This window comes from Actinacidiphila yanglinensis (assembly GCF_900107965.1).
GTDB classification, from domain to species: domain Bacteria; phylum Actinomycetota; class Actinomycetes; order Streptomycetales; family Streptomycetaceae; genus Actinacidiphila; species Actinacidiphila yanglinensis.
In genome coordinates this window covers 63,811-83,943 of the sequence record NZ_FNVU01000025.1, presented here as the reverse complement: position 1 = coordinate 83,943, position 20,133 = coordinate 63,811, and the positions used below count along the sequence as shown (strand labels likewise).

The 20,133-nt window shown below is 73.1% G+C and carries 16 protein-coding genes; 9 read left to right on the top strand and 7 right to left on the bottom strand.

The features are described from left to right. The 4 genes from C4U44_RS35825 (at position 1) to C4U44_RS35810 (ending at position 6,230) form a co-directional block, all read left to right on the top strand. On the top strand, positions 1-915 hold the full coding sequence (locus C4U44_RS35825) for a carbohydrate ABC transporter permease (RefSeq protein WP_103890268.1): 915 nt from the start codon (positions 1-3) through the stop codon (positions 913-915). A gap of 129 nt (positions 916-1,044) precedes the next feature. Next, positions 1,045-3,849 carry a discoidin domain-containing protein gene (locus tag C4U44_RS35820; RefSeq protein WP_146088422.1) on the top strand — a complete coding sequence of 935 codons (2,805 nt, stop codon included), beginning with the start codon at positions 1,045-1,047 and terminating at the stop codon, positions 3,847-3,849. Positions 3,850-4,103: 254 nt separating this feature from the next. Beyond that, on the top strand, positions 4,104-4,529 hold the full coding sequence (locus C4U44_RS35815) for an Ohr family peroxiredoxin (RefSeq protein WP_103890266.1): 426 nt from the start codon (positions 4,104-4,106) through the stop codon (positions 4,527-4,529). Positions 4,530-5,183: 654 nt separating this feature from the next. After that, positions 5,184-6,230: a hypothetical protein gene (locus C4U44_RS35810; protein WP_103890265.1), complete on the top strand. Its 1,047-nt coding sequence runs from the start codon at positions 5,184-5,186 to the stop codon at positions 6,228-6,230. A gap of 202 nt (positions 6,231-6,432) precedes the next feature. Here the strand turns inward: C4U44_RS35810 and C4U44_RS35805 are convergent, their stop codons facing one another. Next, positions 6,433-7,005, bottom strand: coding sequence for a BlaI/MecI/CopY family transcriptional regulator (locus C4U44_RS35805; protein WP_103890264.1), 573 nt, complete (start codon positions 7,003-7,005; stop codon positions 6,433-6,435). Positions 7,006-7,498: 493 nt separating this feature from the next. On the opposite strand from C4U44_RS35805, the gene C4U44_RS35800 reads away from it, so the two are divergent. After that, positions 7,499-7,981, top strand: coding sequence for a sigma-70 family RNA polymerase sigma factor (locus C4U44_RS35800; RefSeq protein ID WP_235032607.1), 483 nt, complete (start codon positions 7,499-7,501; stop codon positions 7,979-7,981). Between the two features lie 60 nt (positions 7,982-8,041). Here the strand turns inward: C4U44_RS35800 and C4U44_RS35795 are convergent, their stop codons facing one another. The 5 genes from C4U44_RS35795 to C4U44_RS35775 form a co-directional block, all read right to left on the bottom strand. Next, complete coding sequence (locus C4U44_RS35795; RefSeq protein ID WP_200823523.1) at positions 8,042-8,518, bottom strand: SsgA family sporulation/cell division regulator; 477 nt, start codon at positions 8,516-8,518, stop codon at positions 8,042-8,044. A 278-nt stretch (positions 8,519-8,796) separates the two neighbouring features. Continuing rightward, complete coding sequence (locus tag C4U44_RS35790) at positions 8,797-9,828, bottom strand: helix-turn-helix transcriptional regulator (protein ID WP_103890262.1); 1,032 nt, start codon at positions 9,826-9,828, stop codon at positions 8,797-8,799. 167 nt (positions 9,829-9,995) lie between these two features. After that, complete coding sequence (locus C4U44_RS35785) at positions 9,996-12,632, bottom strand: carboxypeptidase regulatory-like domain-containing protein (protein ID WP_103890261.1); 2,637 nt, start codon at positions 12,630-12,632, stop codon at positions 9,996-9,998. A 378-nt stretch (positions 12,633-13,010) separates the two neighbouring features. Beyond that, positions 13,011-13,643 carry an HAD-IA family hydrolase gene (locus tag C4U44_RS35780; protein ID WP_103890260.1) on the bottom strand — a complete coding sequence of 211 codons (633 nt, stop codon included), beginning with the start codon at positions 13,641-13,643 and terminating at the stop codon, positions 13,011-13,013. Between the two features lie 147 nt (positions 13,644-13,790). After that, entirely contained in the window at positions 13,791-14,534 is a 744-nt protein-coding gene (locus C4U44_RS35775; RefSeq protein ID WP_103890259.1) for a TetR/AcrR family transcriptional regulator, read from the bottom strand. A 90-nt stretch (positions 14,535-14,624) separates the two neighbouring features. Here C4U44_RS35775 and C4U44_RS35770 point away from each other — a divergent pair, with 90 nt between their 5' ends. Then, positions 14,625-16,220 carry a GMC family oxidoreductase gene (locus C4U44_RS35770; protein WP_103890258.1) on the top strand — a complete coding sequence of 532 codons (1,596 nt, stop codon included), beginning with the start codon at positions 14,625-14,627 and terminating at the stop codon, positions 16,218-16,220. A 111-nt stretch (positions 16,221-16,331) separates the two neighbouring features. Here the strand turns inward: C4U44_RS35770 and C4U44_RS35765 are convergent, their stop codons facing one another. Then, a complete protein-coding gene (locus C4U44_RS35765) occupies positions 16,332-17,189 on the bottom strand; it encodes an SGNH/GDSL hydrolase family protein (RefSeq protein WP_103890257.1) in 858 nt (285 codons plus the stop codon). A gap of 285 nt (positions 17,190-17,474) precedes the next feature. Here C4U44_RS35765 and C4U44_RS35760 point away from each other — a divergent pair, with 285 nt between their 5' ends. The 3 genes from C4U44_RS35760 to C4U44_RS35750 all read left to right on the top strand — a co-directional run bounded on the left by C4U44_RS35760 (position 17,475) and on the right by C4U44_RS35750 (position 20,108). Beyond that, entirely contained in the window at positions 17,475-17,921 is a 447-nt protein-coding gene (locus tag C4U44_RS35760; RefSeq protein ID WP_103890256.1) for a VOC family protein, read from the top strand. An 85-nt stretch (positions 17,922-18,006) separates the two neighbouring features. After that, positions 18,007-19,449 (top strand): dihydrolipoyl dehydrogenase family protein, encoded by a 1,443-nt coding sequence (locus tag C4U44_RS35755; protein ID WP_103890255.1) that lies wholly within the window; start codon positions 18,007-18,009, stop codon positions 19,447-19,449. Then, complete coding sequence (locus C4U44_RS35750; RefSeq protein ID WP_103890254.1) at positions 19,446-20,108, top strand: GPP34 family phosphoprotein; 663 nt, start codon at positions 19,446-19,448, stop codon at positions 20,106-20,108. Before C4U44_RS35755 ends, C4U44_RS35750 begins: the two co-directional genes overlap by 4 nt. The last annotated feature ends 25 nt before the right edge of the window (positions 20,109-20,133 follow it).

Sequence of the window (20,133 nt, the reverse complement as noted above, 5' to 3'; positions counted from 1 at the left end):
ATGACCACCTCCGCCCCCGCGCAGCGCCCGGCCGTCCGCCGTGCCACCCCGTCCAAGGCGGTCTCCGTCCTGGTCGTCGGGGTGCTGCTGGCCGCGCTGCTGGTGTTCTTCGTGCTCCCGGTGGTCTGGCTGCTCCTCGCGCCGACCAAGACCGCCGGGCAGATCGTGCACGACAACCCGTTGTCGTTCGGCTCCTTCCACCAGGTGGGCACCGCCTGGCGGCACCTGTACGACTTCCAGGACCACGCGCTGCTGACCTGGCTGCGCAACTCCGCGGTCTACTCGCTCGGTTCGCTCGTGCTCACCCTGGTCACCAGCCTGCCGGCCGGCTACGCGCTGGCGCTGACCCGCTTCCGCGGCCGCAAGACGCTGCTGATCGCCACCCTGGTCACCATGATCATGCCGTCGGCCACCCTGGTGCTGCCGATCTTCCTGGAGCTGAACCGCTTCCACCTGATCGGCACCGTCTGGTCGGTGATCCTGCCCTTCTCGTTCTACCCGTTCGGCGTGTACCTGGTGTACATCTACTTCGCCACCAGCCTGCCCCGCGACCTGCTGTCCGCCGCACGCATCGACGGCTGCACGCAGTGGCAGCTGTTCACCCGGATCGCGCTGCCTCTGGCGAAGCCCGTGGTCGGCCTGGTCGCGTTCTTCAGCTTCGTGGGCAACTGGAACAACTTCTTCCTGCCCTACCTGGTACTGCCCAACAGCGACGAGTTCCCGATCCAGGTCGGCCTGAACCAGCTCCTGACGTCCACGCCGTCCTTCAACCCGGTGGCCGGCGCGGGCCTCAACATCACCATCCCCGAGCTGTCGCTGGCCATCATCGTGGCGATCCTGCCGGTGCTGGTGCTCTTCCTTTTCTCCCAGCGCACCCTCGTCTCGGGAATGCTCGCGGGCGCGACCAAGGAATGACCCGCGGGGCCGCGCCCGCGCCGGTCGGCGCCGCCGCACATCCCCCTCCAACTCCACCTCTCCGTACCCCATGACGTCTCTTTCCACCACGAAACGCCTCGAATCAACGAAGCCTCGGGAGTGACACGCATGAAGAAGACCCGACCACGCCGGCGTGGTCTCGCGGTGAGCGCGGGCGCCGCCGTCGCCCTGCTCGCCGGTTTCCTGTCCACCGGCTGGACCGCGGCCGCCGCCCCGTCCCACTCGGCCCTGCCGGCCATCACGCTCTCCGTGTCCCCGGACGGACACGGCCGGACCTGCTCGTCCCACGACCCGTGCGCCCTGACGACGGCCCAGAGCGAGGTGCGGTCCGCGAGCCGCACGGCCCAGGCCGACATCGACGTGGTCCTCGCCGGCGGGACCTACCGGCTCGGGAGCACCCTCGCGCTCGACGCCGCGAAGGGCGACGGCGGGACGTCCGGCCACCACGTCACCTACGAGGCCGCGCCCGGCGCGCACCCGGTCCTCAGCGGCGGCGAGCGCGTCCAGGGCTGGACGCAGGACGCCGACGGGGTCTGGGAGGCCAAGGTGCCGGCCGGCACCGACACCCGCCAGATGTACGTCGACGGAGTACGCGGCATACGCGCCCGGGGCGCCCACCCGACCGGCTTCACCCGCACCGCCACCGGTTACACCACCTCCGACACGACCCTCGACAGCTGGAAGAACATCTCCGACGTCCAGTTCGTCTACGACGTCGGCTGGACCGAGATCTACTGCGGCGTGGCGTCCGTGTCGGGCACCGCCGTCACCATGGACCAGCCCTGCTTCGACAACTCCACCAAGAAGCCGTACGGCGTCAACGCCGATACGCCGACTTACGTCGAGAACGCCAGGGAACTGCTGAACGACCCCGGCGAGTGGTATCTCGACAAGACGGCGCACACCGTCTACTACAAACCCCGTGAGGGCCAGGACCTCAGGACCGCCGACGTCGAGATCCCGCGGCTGCAGACCCTGGTCTCCGGAACCGGCACCGAGGCCAGTCCCCTGAAGGACGTGGCGTTCCAGGGGATCTCCTTCGAGTACGGCGGCTGGACGCAGCCCAACGGACCCGACGGCTTCTCCGAGGTGCAGGCCAACATGCACCTGACCGGTGACGACGCCTGGGAGAAGCAGGGATCGTGCGATCGCTACTCCTCCACCGACCCCGGCACCTGCCCCTACGGCAACTGGACGATGACACCCGGCAACGTCGTCTTCGACCACACCCAGGGGCTGACCGTCACCGGCAGCACCTTCCAGCACCTGGGCGCGGCCGGACTCCAACTCGGCCGCAACGTCGATGACTCCGTGCTCAAGGGCAACGAGTTCACCGACATCTCGGGCAACGGCGTCGAGATCGGCAACGGCGCCGACGCGGCTCCCGCGGACGTCACGCTGCTGCCGGCCCGCAACACCGTCGCCGACAACTGGGTGCACGACGTCGCCTCCGAATACACCGGCGGTGTCGGCATCTTCCAGAGCTACACGCGCGACGACGTGATCGAGCACAACCAGGTCAACGACGTCCCGTACAGCGGCATCAGCTCCAACTGGGGCTGGGGCCACACCCCGACCAAGACCGCCGGCAACAAGATCCTCGACAACCTGGTCTTCGACGCCATGCAGCTGCGCTCCGACGGCGGCGGCATCTACGTGCTCGGCCAGGAGGGCGACTCGCTCGCCGACGGCCTGCTGATCAGCGGGAACATCGTCCGCAACGACAACGGGGCGGACGGCGGCCACGCCATCTACACCGACGGCGGCAGCACGAACATCACCATGACCGGCAACGCCATGTTCGCCAACGGCACCTTCTCCATGGGCGGTTGCAAGGAGGACTCCCTCCCGTACGGCGGCTTCTCCTTCACCGGCAACTACGTCGAGAACACCACACCGGACTGGCCGTGCGGTACGCCGGACAACCTGACGCTGGACAACACCCAGATCGCCGCCGACGGCACCGGCGTGCCGGCGTCCCTCGTCGCCAACGCCGGGCTGGAGCCGCAGTACGCCCACCTGGCCGCCGCCCCGGCCGGCCCCGCCCCGAGGAACCTCGCCCTGCACCGGCCCGCGCAGGCGCAGTTCGTCGACGGCAGTACCGCCGACCTCCAGCCGGGCACCCAGCCGTCCGACGCCACCGACGGCGACCCGAACACCTGGGTGCAGGCAAGCGGTCAGTTCCGCTGGCAACTGGTGGTCGACCTGGGGACGGTGGACACGCTCGGCTCCGCGACGGTCGGGATGCCGCAACCCCACTACGCCACCGACTTCCACGTGGACGCCTCCACCGACGGCACCGACTGGACGACGGCCGGCACCGTCCACGACGCCAACGCGGGAACCGTGCCGGTGGAGTTCTCCGCACCGCTGCACGCGCGCTACCTGCGGATCGTCGCGGACAAGCCCGACGACTGGGGACAGCGCGGCGACCAGATGGCCATCAGCGAGGTCGGCGCCTACGCGCCCGCGTCCGCAGCGGCGAACCTGGCCCTCGACGCACCCACCCAGGCGCTGTTCGTCGACGGCACCCAGGCGGACATGCAGCCGAACTCGCTGCCGTCCTACGCCACCGACGGCGACCCGGCGACCTGGTCCCAGGTGACCGGCCAGTACCGCTGGATCCAGCAGGTCGATCTGCGGGCCCCGCAGCCGATCAGCCTCGTCACGCTCCTGCAGCCGGACGACAAGTTCGCCACCGACTTCCACATCGACGTGTCCACCGACGCCTCGACCTGGTACACGGTGGGCCGACACTCCGGCAGCGCCGGGGGCGTCACCGGTGTGCAGCTCGACAAGCCGGTGACGGCACGCTACCTCCGGCTGATCGTCGACCGCCCCGACCAGGGCGGCCAGACCGGCGGCCAGATGGGGATCAGCGAGCTGGGCGTCTACAGCCTGACCGCACCCTAGCGAGCGAGCGGTCGCGCGGACGCGCGGACGCGCAGGCGGGGCAGGGGCACGCATCGAGCCCCTGCCCCGCTTCGTGCTGCCCGCAGGACGGGCCCGGCAGAGGCCTCCTCATTCGTCACTAGCTTGACTGGTGACGAGATTGGGTGACATAGTCAAGTCACTGCCTGAGCGGGTGACGAAAGTTCACCGCCCGGCCGAAATGGCTGGTCCTGCTCCCGCAGACAGTTCACACACATACCGAGATGGGAAAGACCATGACCGTCACCTACACCGCCCGCGTCAACGTCACCGGCGAGGGTCGCAACGGCGGCACGGTCCGCTCCGACGACGGGCTGATCGACACCACCCTGGCCTTCCCCAAGGAGCTCGGCGGGCCCGGCGACGCCACCAACCCCGAGCAGCTGTTCGCGGCCGGCTGGGGGGCGTGCTTCCTCGGTGCGCTGCGCCGGGTGGCGGCCCAGCGGAAGATCCGGCTCACCAGCACCGAGATCACCGCCGAGGTCACCCTCACGCACGGCGAGGACGGCGAGTTCGGTCTCTCGGCCGTCCTCAGCCCGGTGCTCGGCGGCGTCGACCAGGCCACCGCCGAGGAGCTCGCCGCTGCGGCCGAGCAGACCTGCCCGTACTCCAAGGCGACCCGCAACAACATCCCCGTCACGATCAACGCGCTCGCCGCCTGATGTCCACCCAGGGCTCCCCGTGGCCGGCCGGCGCGTCACCGGCGCGGCCTCCCGCCCGGCGCCAGGACGCAGCCCCGGCGGGAGCCCCCGCCCGGCTGTGGCGGCGGCTCTCCTCCCGCCGCCAACGTCCGGCCGTCTCTCCCGGCGCACTGTTTCCCGCTGACTGCGCCGCCGGCGGGTGGCCCGCTCCCGAACTGGTCCTTTCCTGGGCCGAGACCGCGATGATGTCGGGTTACGGCCCGACCGCGGACAGCTTCCTTCGGGGGCCGGTCTGCCCCGCGCCGCGATCGAGTTGACTCGCTCACCGCTTCCGTCGTGAACTCCGGGCCGCTCGCCCACGTTTGAAGGTTGCAGACTCCCGCGAACCCGGCACGGGCCGCGGGGAAGGCGCCGTCCGGTTTGCCCACTCCCGGCCGGACGGCACCAGGACCGGTCCGCCCGCGTGCTCGCGCGCAGGCGAGCCGGACCTGACCGGACGGAGAACCCCCCTTCTCCGTCCGACCGTCGGAAAAGCCATGGCTGGAGCTTTCCGACACGGCCCTGCCCTTCTTGTCCGGGGCAGGGCCTCCTCCGTCGTGCGCGGCGGAAGAGCGGGGGCGGGGCCGGATACGGCACCTGAGGCAGTCACCCACACGTGAGCAGGGAAGGAAGGCGATGGCCGGGCCGAGCTACCGGGAGCGCGTGGACGCGGCCTTGCGCGGCGGGTTCCCGGAGGGCGCGCTGGACGTGGCGTCAGACGCCTTCCACGCGAGCCTGGGCGACCTCCGGATGGTGTGGGGCGACGTCGTCGAGCACCTGGCCGCGCAACCGGCCGAGGTACGGGTCCGCCTGGTGGCCGCCCTGCCCGGCCGGGTCGTGCAGGCGCCGGCGGGCCCGGGTCTCGGGCACGGGCTGCTGCACCTGTGCGTCGCGCTGTCGGAGGGCCTCCCGGTCGACATCCTGGCCGACGAGCGGCGTGCGGCCGTGGCATCGGTGGGGGAGCACTGGGTCCTCCAGAACCACACCTACCTGCACCTGGTCCGGGCGGAGGTGGCCGCGGGCAGGAACCTGCCGCCCGCCACAGTTGCCACCGTGCGCCGTACCGCGCAGCTCGTGGGGGACCGCGCGTGGAGGGGCCTCGCGGGTTCCCTTCGCGGCCCAGCGCTCAACGTGGGGGAGCTGTGGGCCGACACCGCTCTCGCCGAGACCGCGGCCCTGGGGGAGGGCTGGCCCGCGCTGCTGGCGCACGCGGTGACGCTCAACGCCGGCGAGCCCGGCGCGCGCTGGGAGAAGGTGGGCCGGACCCTGCTGGACGCCCTCGGCGTGCGCGCGGCGCGGACCCGCATCCTTTCCTGGCTGGCGTTGGCCGGCCGCCCGAGGACCCGCCCGCTGGCCGAGCCGGCCGACGGCACGGGCGCGGCGGTCAACGAGCGGCTCGACCCCGTCAACGTGAATGCCGCACGGGGACTGATCTGCCTGCTGTCCTTCACGGAGGCGGACGAGGATTCCGCGCACACCCTGGTCCGCCTCGTCGGCGTCGGCCTGCGGACCGTACCCCGGCACGGGCCGCGCAGCCCGAAGCTGGCCCATGCCGCCGTGATCGCGCTGGCACGGCAGGACGACCCCGCCTCCCGGGAGGAACTGCGCCGGCTCGCCACCTGGGTGAGCCACCGGACCACGCGACGCGTCATCGATGCCGCGATGGCCCAGGGCAGGACATGAGGAGTGAGGCGTGCGGGTACGACGCGACCGTGGTGACACGTGTGAGCACGCCGGTACATGTGCGCCGCTCTCCCGGCCGCACGTGGGAGAACCTCGCAGGCCACACCCCCGCGGGCGGCACCCCCGCACCCCGGCGCGGGTGCGGGTCCGCACGGACCACCGTACGGAGCCGCACCCGCAGCACCGGGGAGCCGCGGCCGGATCAGCTCTTCGCTGCCGCCGGCTTCGCGGACTGGACGAGGGAGTACATCACCGAGCGCTGCTGCCGGTGCCGGCGGATGCGGCCCTTGGCGACCAGCGACTCCAGCGTGTTGCGCACCACCTGGGGCGTCGGCTCCCGGTCCGGGTGCTGCTCCATCAGCTCGTCCCGCAACTCCTTCGCCAGACGCGGCTCGTCATGGGAACCGAGCAACTCCATCAGCAGATCACCGAGCAACGGCTGCCGCCCCTTCTTGCCGGCGGAACCCCCGGCGGCGCGACCGCGCGTGGCACCGGAACCGGTGGCCCGCCCGCCCGCGGCCCGGGGCGCGCCGGCCGCGGATGACCGGGCCGGGGCGAGCGTCGGCTCGTCCTGTGCCTGCTCGGGCAGCGGGGACGCCTCCTCGGAGGGGGTGCGCTCGGCAAGGGTCAGGATGTCGACGAGCAGTGCCTCCTCCTGCTGAAGCACCCTGATCCTCTCGGTCAGTTCCTGCTGCTGTCGACGGATTTCTTCCAGATCCGACGCGGCCTGCTCGACATACCGCGACCGGAGCGTGGCGGTTGACTGGCTGGTCACAACCGTTCACTCCCTTGGTGTTATTGATGCTGCGCATGCTACCCACCCCGGCAGACCCACGCCGTGAGCGCGCGGCGGCGTGCGGTGTGCGGGAAAGGTGCCTCCTCCTGCACATCTATCATTCCCCGCACGTGTGAGGGTGGCAATTGTGCGGATTCAGTCGTGCGGGGGACGGATGCGGCGGACGGCCCGATTCCCCGTGTGCCGCATCCGGCAGCCGGTGCGGCGGCACACCTGGCGACCAGCGGTGCCCGCAGCCGAAGGCCCTGGTGCGGTGACGGGGACCGCCTCCCCCCCGCGTGGTGACGGCGAGTGCCCTCCATGTGTCACCGCCTGCCCCGCGGTGACACAAGTGCAGCATTCTTCTGGCACTCGGCCCTGCCATGGTGCGGAAGAGAAGGCTGTGTCCAGCCTTCCGTTTGTTGCGCGACAGAGAACCAGGATGGCTCAGAACCCCATGACTACGCCCCCCAGGGCCGTGAATGGACCGGACGTGCTCCGTGCTCTGGTGCGGGAGCACCGGGACGGGCTCGTCTCGTACGCGGAGAGGATGCTGAACGACCGCGGTCTCGCCGAAGACGTCGTCCAGGAGACCATGATCCGGGCCTGGCGGAACATCGATCGGCTGACGGGGATGGAGGGTTCGCTGCGGAGCTGGCTCTTCACGGTGACCCGGCACCTGGTCATCGACTGGGTGCGCAAGCCGCACGCCCGCAAGGAGATCGTGGGCGTCACCTACGTCGACGCCGCGACGGCGAGGGACGAGACGGAGACCGTGCGGCACGCCATGGTCGTCAGGCCGCTGCTCCAGCGGCTGTCACCGGAGCACCGCGCGGTGCTGGTGCACATCTACCTGCGCGACCGCACCATCCAGGAGACGGCCGACATCCTCGGCGTACCCGCCGGGACGGTGAAGTCCCGGCAGCACAACGCCCTGCGCAAGCTGCGCCACGCCGCGACGGCCGAGGCCGCCTGAGCCGGCCCGCACAGGTGTCCGCGCCGGCCGGCACGCCTCCGCCGGCCGGCGCGCCGGGGCTCAGCCCGCCGACACGTCGGGGTCGGCGGTGAGGCCCGCGGCGAACGCGTCCCAGTCCAGCTCCGTGCTCTCCTGCCCGGGCGGTACGAGTGCGTAGGTGTCCTCCAGCCACTCGGCCAGGGGCGGCACCGGGAGTTCGAAGAGGGCCGCGGTGGTGCGGGAGGAGATCTTCAGCCACGCGGTCGGCCGCTCGTCGTCGTGCTCCGTCGGCCAGACCTGCACGTCCGCGATGCCGCTGAGCGCGTACATGCCCTCGTACAGCAGGTCCCGGCCGAGGTGCCAGGTGACCTGCTGGCCGCTGTGGACGCGGAAGACCACGGTCACGACCAGGGGGGTGTCCGGGTCGTAGCGGAAGGTGGCCCGGACGGTCTGCCGGCAGGAGCTCGATTCCAGCACGCGCTGGACGTTCAGGGACAGTGAAGGCAGGCGCGCCGCCCGGGCCCGGGACCGCCCTTCGTCGTGTCGATTGCCGCTCATAACGGGAACTCTCCTGTTGGACGATGGCTGCTGACCGCTACTCTTGCCCGCCCCGGACCCGCGTACATCAGTCACCTGACGGTGCCGGATCATGCCGTCCGACGGTGAGGTGGCCGGGCGGCGCACCCCCTGCCGGGACCGGCTGCCCCGGTGGTCGCGGTTCCCCGGACGTGGGCGGGGTCCGGGCGTCGCCGGCGGTGGCAGGCGCCGCCCGCGGTCCCCCTCAGTCAACCGACTGTCCCCGGCCGCCGGACCGCCTCACGCGTCGACTCCGGTTCTCACCGGCCGGCGCCGGCCTCCTCGGCCGGGGACGGGGCGTCCAGCCACCCCCGGTCCCGGGCCAGCAGCGCGATCTGGAACCGGGTCCGGGCGCCCAGCGCCGCGCCCGCCTCGCTGACGTGCTTCTGCACCGTACGGCGGCTCACATGGAGCAGCCGCGCGATCGTCTCGTCCTTCATCCCGCCGGCCATCAGATGCAGGATCTCCCGCGTGCGCCGGTCCGGCGGGGGCGGCGCGCCGCCTTCCGCGGCCGACAGGCCCGCCCGGCCGTCCGGCGCCAGCGGGGCCGCCCGCTCCCACACGCTCTCGAACAGCGCCGCCAGCGCCTGCACCAGGGCGGGGGAGTGCACCACGAGCGAGCCGTTCGCGGGCCGGTCGCCGAGCACCGGCAGCAGCGCGGCCTTCCGGTCGAACACCACCAGTTTCACCGGCAGTCGGTCGGCCAGGCGTAACCGGCCGCCCTGGGCCACCCCGCGCAGGGCGGTGCTGAGCGACTGCGCGTCGGTGAACCCCTCCGTGTCGTACACCGAGCGCATCCGCACCCCGGGGGCCACCGCGGGCTGCTTCCCGGGGACGTCCGGGACCGTGACGTACGGGGGCTTCGCCAGGTGCAGCACCTCCGCCGATGTCGCCTCCAGCAGCTGGCCGTAGCGTGCGGCGACCTCCAGGCCGCCGGCCAGCGACTCCACCAGGTGCGCGGTGCGCGGGGCGGAGACTCCCTCGTACACCTCGTGCAGCCGCTCCACGAGGCTTTCCGCGCGGGTGAGTTCGGCCCGCCCGCGGGCCAGCGCCGCGCCGAGCGAGAACCGCGGCGGAGCGGCCGCCCAGCGGGCCGGCCGGTCCTGGACCCGCAGCACCAGCGACGCCTCGGCCAGCTGCCGCAGCGCGGCCTCCGCCTGCGCCACGGGCACCGCCACCACCCTGGCGACCTCGGCGGCGTCCGCCGACGGCACGCCCACCAGGTGCTCCAGTACCCGCTCGCCGAGCGGGTCGAGACCGGTCCCCGACCACGGGCCGCCGGTTGCTTCCATACGGTCTGACACTCCTGTGCGCTGCGGGCCGGGACGCATACGTGTGCGCGGCCGGTGTGCGTCCGCCCCCGATCCTACGGGTGTCCGGGTGCTCATGACAGGGCCGCACCGCGGGGGAGCGGCGGCTCCCCCGCGGTGCGGCGGCCGGTTGCGGCCTGCCCGTTCGGTCAGGTGGAGCGGGCGAGCGTGACGTTCCGGTGGGTGACCCGGTCCGCGTGCACCGTGACCTGGCGGGTGGCCGTCCGGTAGCCGGGGGCGGTCACGCTCAGGGCGTGCCGGCCGGGGGACGGCACGAACAGCGTGTACAGCCCGTCCCCGACGCCCGGGTCCTGCGGGGTGGCGGCGCTGAGCACGCCGGTGCCCGGAGCCGAGGCATCGGCGACGGTCGCCCCGGTCACGCCGTGGCCGGCGGTGTCCTTCACGGTGCCGACGACGAGCCCGCCCGGTGTCGGCGCGAGCGTGCGACCGGTCACGCCGACGTCGTCGATCGCCCAGAAGTAGCCCCAGTCGGCCTGGAAGTGGAAGCGCAGCCGCACCGAGGAGCGGCCCGCCAGGTCGCCCAGCGGCACCTGCACGCTCAGGTGGTCCTGCGAGTCCGACGACTTGGGGTTGGTCCACAGGGTCTGCCAGGTGGCGCCGCCGTCGGCACTGGCGTCGACGCTCATGTGCTGCTGCGTCGGGTTGCTGATGTAGGCGGTTCTGAAGGCCAGTTGGGCGGACTGCGCGGTCGACAGGTCGTAGTCGGGGCTGGTCAGCGTGGTGTCCTGGTGCGGGCCGAAGGGCCCCTGGTCGCTCTCGACGACCGCGAAGGCACCAGTGCCGCCGGTGGAGTTGCCGCGCTGGATCGGGTCGTCGAACTCCCAGCCGTTGCCGGTGCCGGCGGCGTCGGCGACCGTCCAGCCCTGCGGCGCCGCGGTGGTGGCGTCGAAGGATTCGGTGCTGGCGTGGACATCGAGGGCGTAGCCGGCCGCCGTGGCCAGGTCCGGGTCGGCGGTGAGGGCCGCGTCGGCGGTGGTGGTGCGGTGCCCGACGGTCACCGGCCTGGCCAGTGGCTCGTAGCCGGGCTGGACGGCGCTGATGTCGAGCGTGTACGCGGCGTCCTGCGGCAGTTGGAGGTCGTAGCCGCCGTCGACCGGGTCGGTCCAGACCGGCGCCTCGGGCGATCCCTCCACCGAGACCCGCGCGTACAGCGGCCAGCCGTGGCCCGAGCCGTCCGTCACCACGCCGTGCACCCGGCGGCGGGGTACGGGCCGCAGCGCCGCGTCGTGCGTGGTGGTCGTGTCGGCGGTGATGTCCAGGGTGACCGGTTCGCTGGAGGTGTAGCCGAAGGCGGTGACCGTCAGGCCGCTCGCCGGCCCCGCGGGCAGGGACAGGCTGTAGGTGCCGTCCGCGCCGGTGGTGGCGATGTCGACGCCGTCGCTCACGGTCGCCTTCGCGATCGGCTCACCGGTCGAGGCGTCCTTCACGGTGCCGACCAGAGTGCCGCTGGGGCCGTAGCGGAAGGCGGCCAGCCCGGCGGGGGTGCCCAGGCCCGTGGGCCCGTCGTAGCCGGGGCCCGCGGTGCACAGGTAGCTCACGGCGCAGTCGCCGTTGGTGCCGGAGGTGATGTCGTTGAGCCCCACGCCGCCGGTGGCATAGGGGTACGCGTTGGGGTAGCTGCCCGGCCGCGGGGCGCCGGCCAGCGCGTATATCGAGGTGATCAGGGGAGTGGCCGCGCTGGTGCCTCCCCAGGTGTCCCAGCCGTTGCCGTACGCGCCGAACGTCGAGTAGACGGCAAGGTCGTCGGCGACCGCGGAGACGTCCGCCTCGCTGCGGCCGGTGCAGCCGGTGTCCGTCTGGAAGGCGGGCTTGGGCTGGTTGGCCGCGCATCCGGAGCCGGGCCCGTTGACGCCCTGCTGCCACACGTCCTCGCTCCAGCCGCGCGCGCTCCCGCTGTCGGGCGTCAGCGTGGTGCCGCCGACCGCGGTCACGGTGGCGAGGTCCGAGGGGAAGGACACCCCGTAGCCGTAGTCGCCGGTCGCCGCGACGACGGCCACGCCCGGGTGGTCGAAGGCCGCCCCGTAGGTCGCCTGGTCGGTGACGAAGTCGCCCAGGCGCCCGTAGGAGTTGGACACGTACTTCGCGCCCAGGGCCACCGCTTCGTTCACCCCCGCGCCCAGGGCGTCCAGGCCGTCGCTGTCCGTCTCCACCAGCAGGATGTGCGCCTGGGGCGCGGCGGCGGAGACCATGTCCAGGTCGAGGGCGATCTCCGACGCCCAACTGTCGCTGGTCTGGGGCAGGGACGTGCCGCCGCGCTGGTCCACCTTCCGGAAGCAGCCGCTGTCGCTGGTGCACGCCGGAAGGCCGTACTGCTGCCGGTAGACCGCCAGATCCGCCTCGGCCGAGGGGTCGTCGTAGGCGTCGACGATGGCGATGGTCTGCCCGGCGCCGCCGTCGGAGGGCAGGGCGTAGGCGCTCTGGAGGTCCTGGGGGCTCAGGCCCGCCGGCGCCTGCCCCGCGCTGAGCCGCAGGGTGGGCCCGCGCCGCGTGTCGCGCATGGCGAAGCAGGCGGCGTGGCCGGGAGCGGGGGCGCCGCACACCGGGGCCAGGTCGCCGGTCGCCGGGGTGCCGGTGCCGGTGTCGGTTTCCGTGTCGGTGGCGGCCGCCGGGGCCGTCGTGCTCACCGAGCCGGGCGGGGCGGGCGTCGCGGCCTGGGCGGACGGGTGGACGCCGAGGAGGATCAGGGCTGAGAGCCCCACCGCCGCGGCGCCGCGGCGCAGGGCACGGGACACAGCAGCGCCCGTGTGCGCGCGAGGAGTCGGCATCGAATTTCCTGTCGTTGCGGGTCCCCGGATCAGGACCGAAAACAAACGGGACGGTCACGCGAAAGCGCAGCCGATTCATTAGCGTCCGCCGGGAAACCGGCTGTCAATGCTCCGTATGTTTCGAGTTGATGGCACGGTGTTTCCGCGGCCTGCCGACGGTTCTCATGTGTGCAAGTGCGCATACCGGCCGGGCCGTTGGGTTGCTCCCGTGCAGCTCCGGCGGCATGATCAGGAGGCGGGGCGGGTGCGCTCCCGTAATTCGGAACCGGTCATCTCGGGAATGCGTACGGCATTTCCCTTTTCCCTCGCAGCCGGGAAAAGGGCTGCGGGCGGGGCGACCGGGAAACAGCCCGGTCGCCCCGCCCGCTTTTTCCGCGGTCAGGCGGCCTGCGCCAGCGGGACGCCGAGCAGGGACTCCAGTCGGGCGACGGTCTCGGCCGGGTCCTTCGCCACCACCGCGGCGAAGCCCAACTCCTCTGCGGCGGCGACGTACTCGGGGGTGTCGTCGACGAACACGCACGCCTCGGCGGGCAGTTCGAGCATCGACAGCGCCAGCCGGAAGATCTCCGGCTCGGGCTTGCGCAGGCCGTGCCGTTCGGAGATCACGACCGCGTCGTACGAGCGGTCCAGGTCGTACCCGGCGTAGAGGTCGAACGGGTCGGCGCCGACGGAGTTGGACAGCACGCCGACCTTCACCCCGGCCCGGCGGGCGGCGGCCGCGGCGGCGATCACCGAGGGCTCCGGGCGCAGGTCGGCGAAGAGCCGGCCCATCAGGTTCTCCGCCGGGACGCCCAGCAGGGGCGCCGCGCCCGCGTTCCACTCCGCCTGGGTGAGCGTGCCGCGTTCGAGGTCCTGGGTGCGCCGCACCGTCTCGGCGTCCCCGAACAGCGCCCGCGCCGCGGCCATCTCGGCCAGCCCCTCACGCCGCTCGAAGGCGAGGACGGCGGGGAGCAGCGGGGTGGTCAGCACGCCGCCGAAGTCGAGGAGGAGGCCGGTACGCGGGGAAGTCATGGCGAAACCCTAACAGCGGGTGATCATCCGCCGGCGCCGCCCCGGCCACGCGTGTGTCCCGCCCGCGACACCTACCGCCCGCCTGCCCGCACACCCGCACCGCAAACCCGTCGAGCCCACGCACACGTGTTGCGAGAGCGCGGGTGGTCAGCCCGCGGTGGTGGTCGGGTCGGCCAGGCGGTCGAGCCATTCCGTGAGGAGGGTGAGCTCGCCGGGGGTGAGGGCGGACGTGCCGTCGCGGCCGAGGGCGGCCGCCAGGGTCGTCGCGGAGCTCGCCACGGTGATCCCGGGGGCGGCGGCCCCGTCCGGCGGGGGCGGGAGCGTGAGGGTGTCGACCACCATCTCGCGGACGGTGTCGGCGGTCCGCAGGTCGCGCGCGTCCTCGGGAAGCGCCGTCAGGGCGAGGATCGTGCCCACCCCGGCGGAGTGCATGACCTCGGTGGCGAGGTCGACGCTCATCCGCAGCCGTCCGGCGGCGGCGACGCGGACGAGCGCGCCGCGCAGGTCGGCGACGGCCCGGCGGCCGGCCTGCGGCATGTGGCCGGGGCGGACCTGGCCGTAGACGAGCGTGTAGTACGCGGGATGCTCGACCCCGAAGCGGATGTGCAGGTCCCAGACCTCGCGCAGCACCCGGACCGGGTCGTCCCCGGTGAGCAGTTCGGCCTTCGCCGCCAGGTAGCGGCCGAAGCCGTGCTCGGCGACCTCTTCGAGCAGCCCGTCCTTGTCCCCGAAGATCCGGAAGATCGACGGGGTCGGCACACCGGCGCGCGCGGCGACGGCCCGGGTCGAGACGGCCTCCAGGCCCGCCTCCTCCAGCAGCTCCGCGGCGGCCAGGACGATCTTCTGCCGCAGCGTGGGACCTGTCTGCTCCGGCGCCGTCTCCCTTGTCATGGATCGACGGTATCAGTCTTTATGAATCGCTGATCGTATCGGTGATACCGTCGATACCGGATCAACGATTCACAGTGAGGAGTCCGAGCCATGGAACGCCGGCACGCAGTGAGTTCACCCGCCGCACACCCCGAGCAGACCGCACCGCCCGAACAGCCCGGGACCTACGACATCGTCCTGGTGGGAGGCGGCTCCGCCGGCTGCGTCCTGGCCGCCCGCCTCACCGAGGACGCCGGCGTGCGCGTCCTGCTCCTGGAGGCGGGCACCGCGGCGGCCGGCCTGCCGGACGCCGTCGCGCACCCGCCGGCCTGGCCCGGCCTGGGGAAGACCGCCGCGAGCTGGGGTGACACGACCGTCCCGCAGCAGACCGGCTCCCCCTCCGCCGCCCCGGGCCCGCGCATCATGCTGCCGCGCGGCCGCGGCCTCGGCGGCTCCTCGGCCATCAACGCCATGGTCTTCGCCCGCGGCCACCGCACCGGCTACGCCGGCTGGAGCGAGCGCGGCGCCAAGGGCTGGGCGTACGACGACCTGGTGCCCTACTTCCAGCGCACCGAGACCGCCGCCTCCGGCGCACCCGGCCGCGGCACGCAGGGCCCCCTGCTCGTGGCGCCGGCCGCCGAGCCGAACGAGGTGCTGCTCGCCTGCCTGGACGGGGCGTTGGAGACCGGTCAGCAACGGGCCCGCGACATCAGCGGCGGCCTGGAGGAGGGCTTCGCCCCGGTCGACCTCAACGTCGTCGCCGGTCGCCGGCAGAGCGCGGCCGACGCCTACCTCACTCCCGCGCTGGACCGACCGAACCTTTCCGTGGTCACCGGTGCCACCGCGCACCGGCTGCTCTTCGAGGGCGAACGCTGCGTCGGCGTGGAGTACGGCGTCGACGGCCGCACGCACACCGCCCGGTCCGCGCGCGAGGTCGTCCTCACCGCCGGCGCGATCGGCAGCGCGCAGCTCCTGCTGCGCTCCGGGATCGGCCCGGCGCAGGAGCTGCGCGCGGCCGGCGTGGAGGTCCGCCACGACCTGCCCGGCGTGGGCCGCAACCTGCACGACCACCCGCGCGTCAACCTCGTGCACCGCACCAGCCGCGCGGTGCCGCCAGGCCGCGGCAACCACGGCGAGATCATCGGCCTGCTGCGCAGCGCGCCCGAGCTGGACGGCCCCGACCTCCAGATCATCTTCATCGACATCCCCGTCCCGAACCCGGTCGCCCCGGTGGAGAACGGCTTCACCATCGGCGTCTCGCCGATGCGGCCGTACAGCCGCGGCACCCTGCGGATCACCTCCGCCGACCCGTACGCGCCGCCGGTGCTCGACCCGGGCTACTTCACCGACCGGCGGGACGTCGCCGCGGTGCTGTCCGGGATCAACGCGGCGCGCGCGATCGCCCGTTCCTCGGCGCTCGCCGCCTGGGGTGCGGAGGAGGTCGCCCCGGGCGCGGGGGCGGCCGATGCCGGATCGCTCGCCGCGTACGCCCGTACGGCGTTCACGTCCTACTGCCACCCGGTCGGCACCTGCGCCCTCGGCGAGGACGACACCTGCGTGGTGGACTCCGAGCTGCGGGTGCGCGGCCTCGCCGGACTGCGGGTCGCGGACGGCTCGGTCATCCCCTCGATCCCGTCCAACAACACCAATGCGACGGTGTACGCGATCGCGGAGCGCGCCGCGGACCTCCTGCGCGCGTCCGCCTGAGCGGGCCGGGCCGGCGGCCCGGGCCCCGGACCGAGCCGGGACCCGGGCCGCGTTCGGACGGGGCCGGGCCGCGATCAGCCAGCGATCAGGCCGTGGCCGGAAAGCGGCCGGTCACACGTGGCGGCCGACCGCCTTCTCGACGGCGGTCGCCATCGCGCGCTCACCCGCGGCGTTCGGGTGCACGGGCGCGGCCGGCGTCTGCGGGGCGAAGGTCTCGATCCACCGCTCGCCGGTCGGCCGGCACAGGTCATGCCCGACGGTCGGCGTGTAGGTGTCCGCGTACCGGGCCCGGCCGTGCCGCGCCTGGCCGGCCAGCATCGCGTTGAGCTCCTTCTCCTTGTCGCGCAGCCAGGCGAAGTCACCCGCGGCCAGCGGCACCGAAGCACTGGTGCAGCCGACCCCGTCGTCGGGGAAGAGGTCGGGGTAGCCGACCACCACGACGCGGGCGTGCGGCGCCCGCCGGTGGACGTCGCGCAGCACCCCCGCGACCTTCGACGCGGTCTGGTCGATCGCCGCCGATATCCGGTCCGTGCCCCCGCCCGCGAAGTGGGCCTCGCAGGGCGCCCCGGCCGCGTCGGTGGACGTCAGCTGCGCGCAGGTGCCCAGCACCGTCGAGAAGCCGATGTCGTTGCCGCCGATGGTGACCGTGACCAGGTCGGTCCGCCGGTCCAGCGCGGCCAGTTGCGGCGCCACGCCGTCCTCCTGGGAGGCCGTCATGTCGGCGGTGGTGGCACCCGAGCAGCTGACGTCGGTCAGCGCCGCGGACCGCTCCTGCGCCACCAGCGAGGGGTAGTTCTGGCTGGAGCGCAGGCAGGTGGCGTCGATCTGGGTGGGTACGACCGGCGCCGAGGCGTACGAGTCGCCGAGGGCGACGTAGTCCACCGCGTGCCGGCTCCCGGTCCCCGTGCTCGCCGCCGCGGTTCCCGCCGGGGCGAGCACCGCGCCGGCACACAGCAGGGCCGCGCCCATCGTCAGTCCGCGTCCCGCCAGGGAGCGAGGGAGGAGTTTCCTCACCAATTCAGGTCCTTTCGTTCCGCACGTGTCCACACGTGAGTGAGTGGTGTTCCTCACCAACACGCTCCCGGCACCCCTGACGTTTCGCCTCGGCCGATAACGAATCAGCCACCGTCGGCCGGGCGGACAGTCAAAAGACTGATGTGGGGGACGACACCGGCGGATCACAGTGGGCGACGTCGTCGGGGGACCGCTGCTCCGGCCCCCGTGCCCGAGCCGTCGAAAGAGAGAGCAACAGCTGTGGACATGAAACTCGAGGTCGTCGTCCTGCCGGTGTCCGACGTGGACCGTGCCAGGGACTTCTACGTGCAGCGGCTCGGTTGGCGCCTCGACGCCGACTTTCCGATCCAGGACGGCTACCGGATCGTGCAGGTGACCCCGCCCGGCTCCGCGTGCTCGGTCATCTTCGGCGAGGGCCTCACCGAGCAGACCGCGGGCACGCTGCACGGCCTGCAGCTGACCGTCACCGACATCGTCGCCGCCCAGGAGGAGTTGACCTCCCGAGGGGTGCGGGTCGCCGGGCCGTTCCGCGACGCCACCGGCGCCTTCCGGCACGCCGGTGCCGCGCACCGGGTCCCCGGCCTCCACCCGGAGCGGTCCAGCTACGGCACGTTCGCCGCCTTCGCGGACCCCGACGGCAACGAGTGGTTCCTCCAGGAGATCACCGAGCGCGCCCCCGGCCGCTGAGATCCGGCCGCTGAGATCCGGCCGTCGAGATCCGGCGGCTGGGTCCCGGCCCTTCCGGGCCACCCAACACCTTACGGAGGAGACCATGCCCACCGATACCACCACCCGGGCCTACGACGTCATCGTCATCGGCGCGGGACCGGTCGGCGAGAACGTCGCCGACCGCACCACCGCCGCGGGCTTGAGCACCGTGCTCGTGGAGAGCGAACTCGCCGGCGGCGAATGCTCGTACTGGGCGTGCGAACCGAGCAAGGCACTGCTGCGCCCCGCGTTGCTGCGGGCCGACGCGGTGCACATGCCGGGACTCGATCCCGCCGTCGGCAACGCCCTCGACGCCAAGGCGGTCCTGGCCCACCGGGACCGGATGGCCGGCGACTGGAAGGACGACGGTCAGGTCGAGTGGATCGCCTCGGCCGGCATCGACTTCCTGCGCGGCCACGCCCGCCTGGCGGGGGAGCGCGAGGTGACGGTGGAAGGCCCCGACGGCGGCACCGTGCGCCTGCGGGCGCGGCACGCCGTCGCGGTGTGCACCGGCAGCGGCCCGGCGCTGCCCCGGCTGCCGGGCATCGAGGCCCTGCGGCCCTGGACGAACCGGGAGGCGACCAGCGCCCAGCAGGTACCGCGGCGCCTGGCGATCGTCGGCGCCGGCGTGGTGGGCGTCGAAATGGCCACCGCCTGGCAGGCTTTGGGCAGCCAGGTCACCCTGCTCGCACGCGGCGAGCGCGTGTTGCCGCGCATGGAGCGCTTCGCGGGTGAACTGGTCACCGAGCGGCTGCGGGAGGCCGGTGCGGTCGTCCGCTTCGGCGTCGAGGTCGCCGCCGCGGAGCGGACCCCCGGCGGCGAGGTCGCGATCACGCTGTCGGACGGGGGCGAACTCCTCGCCGACGAGATCCTGTTCGCCACCGGACGCGCCCCGCGCTCGGTGGACATCGGGCTCGACACCGTGGGGCTCATCCCCGGCGATTGGCTCGCCGCCGACGACACCCTGACCGTCGCCGCCGTCCCGGGCGAGTGGCTGTACGCCGTCGGCGACGTCAACGGCCGGGCGCTGTACACCCACCAGGGCAAGTACCAGGCCCGCATCGCCGGCGCCGTGATCGCCGCACGGGCCCGGGGCGAGCAGCCCGCGCCCGGCCGCTGGTCCCCGCACCGCAGCACGGCCGACCACGAGGCCGTACCGGGCGTCGTCTTCACCGACCCCGAGGTCGCCTCCGTCGGCCTGACCTCCGACGAGGCGCTGCGCACCGGCCGCGTCGTCGAGGTCGTCGACCACGACCTCGGGCAGCTCGCCGGCGCCCACCAGTACCGCCCCGGCTACCAGGGCAGGGCCCGCATCCTGCTGGACCCCGAACGCCAGGTCGTCGTCGGCGCCACCTTCGCCGGACCGGGGGTCGCCGAACTGCTGTACTCGGCGACCGTCGCCATCGCCGGGGAAGTGCCCGTCGAGCGCCTGTGGCACGCCGTTCCCGCGTTTCCCACCATCAGCGAGGTCTGGTTGCGCCTGCTGGAGACAAGGAGTCAGTCATGAGTACCGCCCGCGATCTCGCGCGCGCCGCCCTGAGCCTGCCGGCCGAACGTGCCCCGGAGCAGGGGGACCTGTCCCTCGCGCTCGCCGGCGCCGAGGCGGCCGATCTTCTGAAGGGCGGCGCGCTGACCCTGGTCGGCGACGTCCTGGTGCCCGGGCCGCCCGCGATGACCGGTGACCGCCTGCTGGACCAGGCGGCGGCCGCACTCGTCCGGCAGGAGCCGTACGAGAAGGTCGAGGACTGGCTGTGGCGCCGGGGCAACGGACTTGCCGCCGCTTACGTCGACGACCTGGGCCGGGCGGAGGGCATCGGCCATGCCACGGGGCACGGGCTCCGGGCCCGGTTCGCGCGGCACGCGCCGGCCGACCTGCCCGTCGCTCACCCGGCGGAGGAACACCGCGGTGCGGACGATCCCCTGGTCGGCGAGCTGCTGGCCGTCCTCAGGGGCGTCGACGCCCTGCCGGAAGAGGCCGACGAGGAGGCCGAGGAAAAGGCGCAGGACGCGACCGCGGACGTAGCCGGAGATGGGACCGAGGACCCGGCCGGCGACGCGGTGGCGACCGTACTGGCCGCCGTCGGGGACGCGGTCACCGACCTGGAGGCGCTGCGGCTGCGGCGGGAGGTCGAGGACGCCGCGTTCGACAACATGTGGCGCGCGTAGTTGCGCCACACGTGTGCACAGGACT

Coding starts and splice junctions, on each gene's coding strand:
- C4U44_RS35825 (WP_103890268.1), top strand. CDS start 1: ATGACCACCTCCGCCCCCGCGCAGCGCCCGGCCGTCCGCCGTGCCACC.
- C4U44_RS35820 (WP_146088422.1), top strand. CDS start 1,045: ATGAAGAAGACCCGACCACGCCGGCGTGGTCTCGCGGTGAGCGCGGGC.
- C4U44_RS35815 (WP_103890266.1), top strand. CDS start 4,104: ATGACCGTCACCTACACCGCCCGCGTCAACGTCACCGGCGAGGGTCGC.
- C4U44_RS35810 (WP_103890265.1), top strand. CDS start 5,184: ATGGCCGGGCCGAGCTACCGGGAGCGCGTGGACGCGGCCTTGCGCGGC.
- C4U44_RS35795 (WP_200823523.1), bottom strand. CDS start 8,518: ATGAGCGGCAATCGACACGACGAAGGGCGGTCCCGGGCCCGGGCGGCG.
- C4U44_RS35790 (WP_103890262.1), bottom strand. CDS start 9,828: ATGGAAGCAACCGGCGGCCCGTGGTCGGGGACCGGTCTCGACCCGCTC.
- C4U44_RS35785 (WP_103890261.1), bottom strand. CDS start 12,632: ATGCCGACTCCTCGCGCGCACACGGGCGCTGCTGTGTCCCGTGCCCTG.
- C4U44_RS35780 (WP_103890260.1), bottom strand. CDS start 13,643: ATGACTTCCCCGCGTACCGGCCTCCTCCTCGACTTCGGCGGCGTGCTG.
- C4U44_RS35775 (WP_103890259.1), bottom strand. CDS start 14,534: ATGACAAGGGAGACGGCGCCGGAGCAGACAGGTCCCACGCTGCGGCAG.
- C4U44_RS35770 (WP_103890258.1), top strand. CDS start 14,625: ATGGAACGCCGGCACGCAGTGAGTTCACCCGCCGCACACCCCGAGCAG.
- C4U44_RS35765 (WP_103890257.1), bottom strand. CDS start 17,189: ATGGGCGCGGCCCTGCTGTGTGCCGGCGCGGTGCTCGCCCCGGCGGGA.
- C4U44_RS35755 (WP_103890255.1), top strand. CDS start 18,007: ATGCCCACCGATACCACCACCCGGGCCTACGACGTCATCGTCATCGGC.
- C4U44_RS35750 (WP_103890254.1), top strand. CDS start 19,446: ATGAGTACCGCCCGCGATCTCGCGCGCGCCGCCCTGAGCCTGCCGGCC.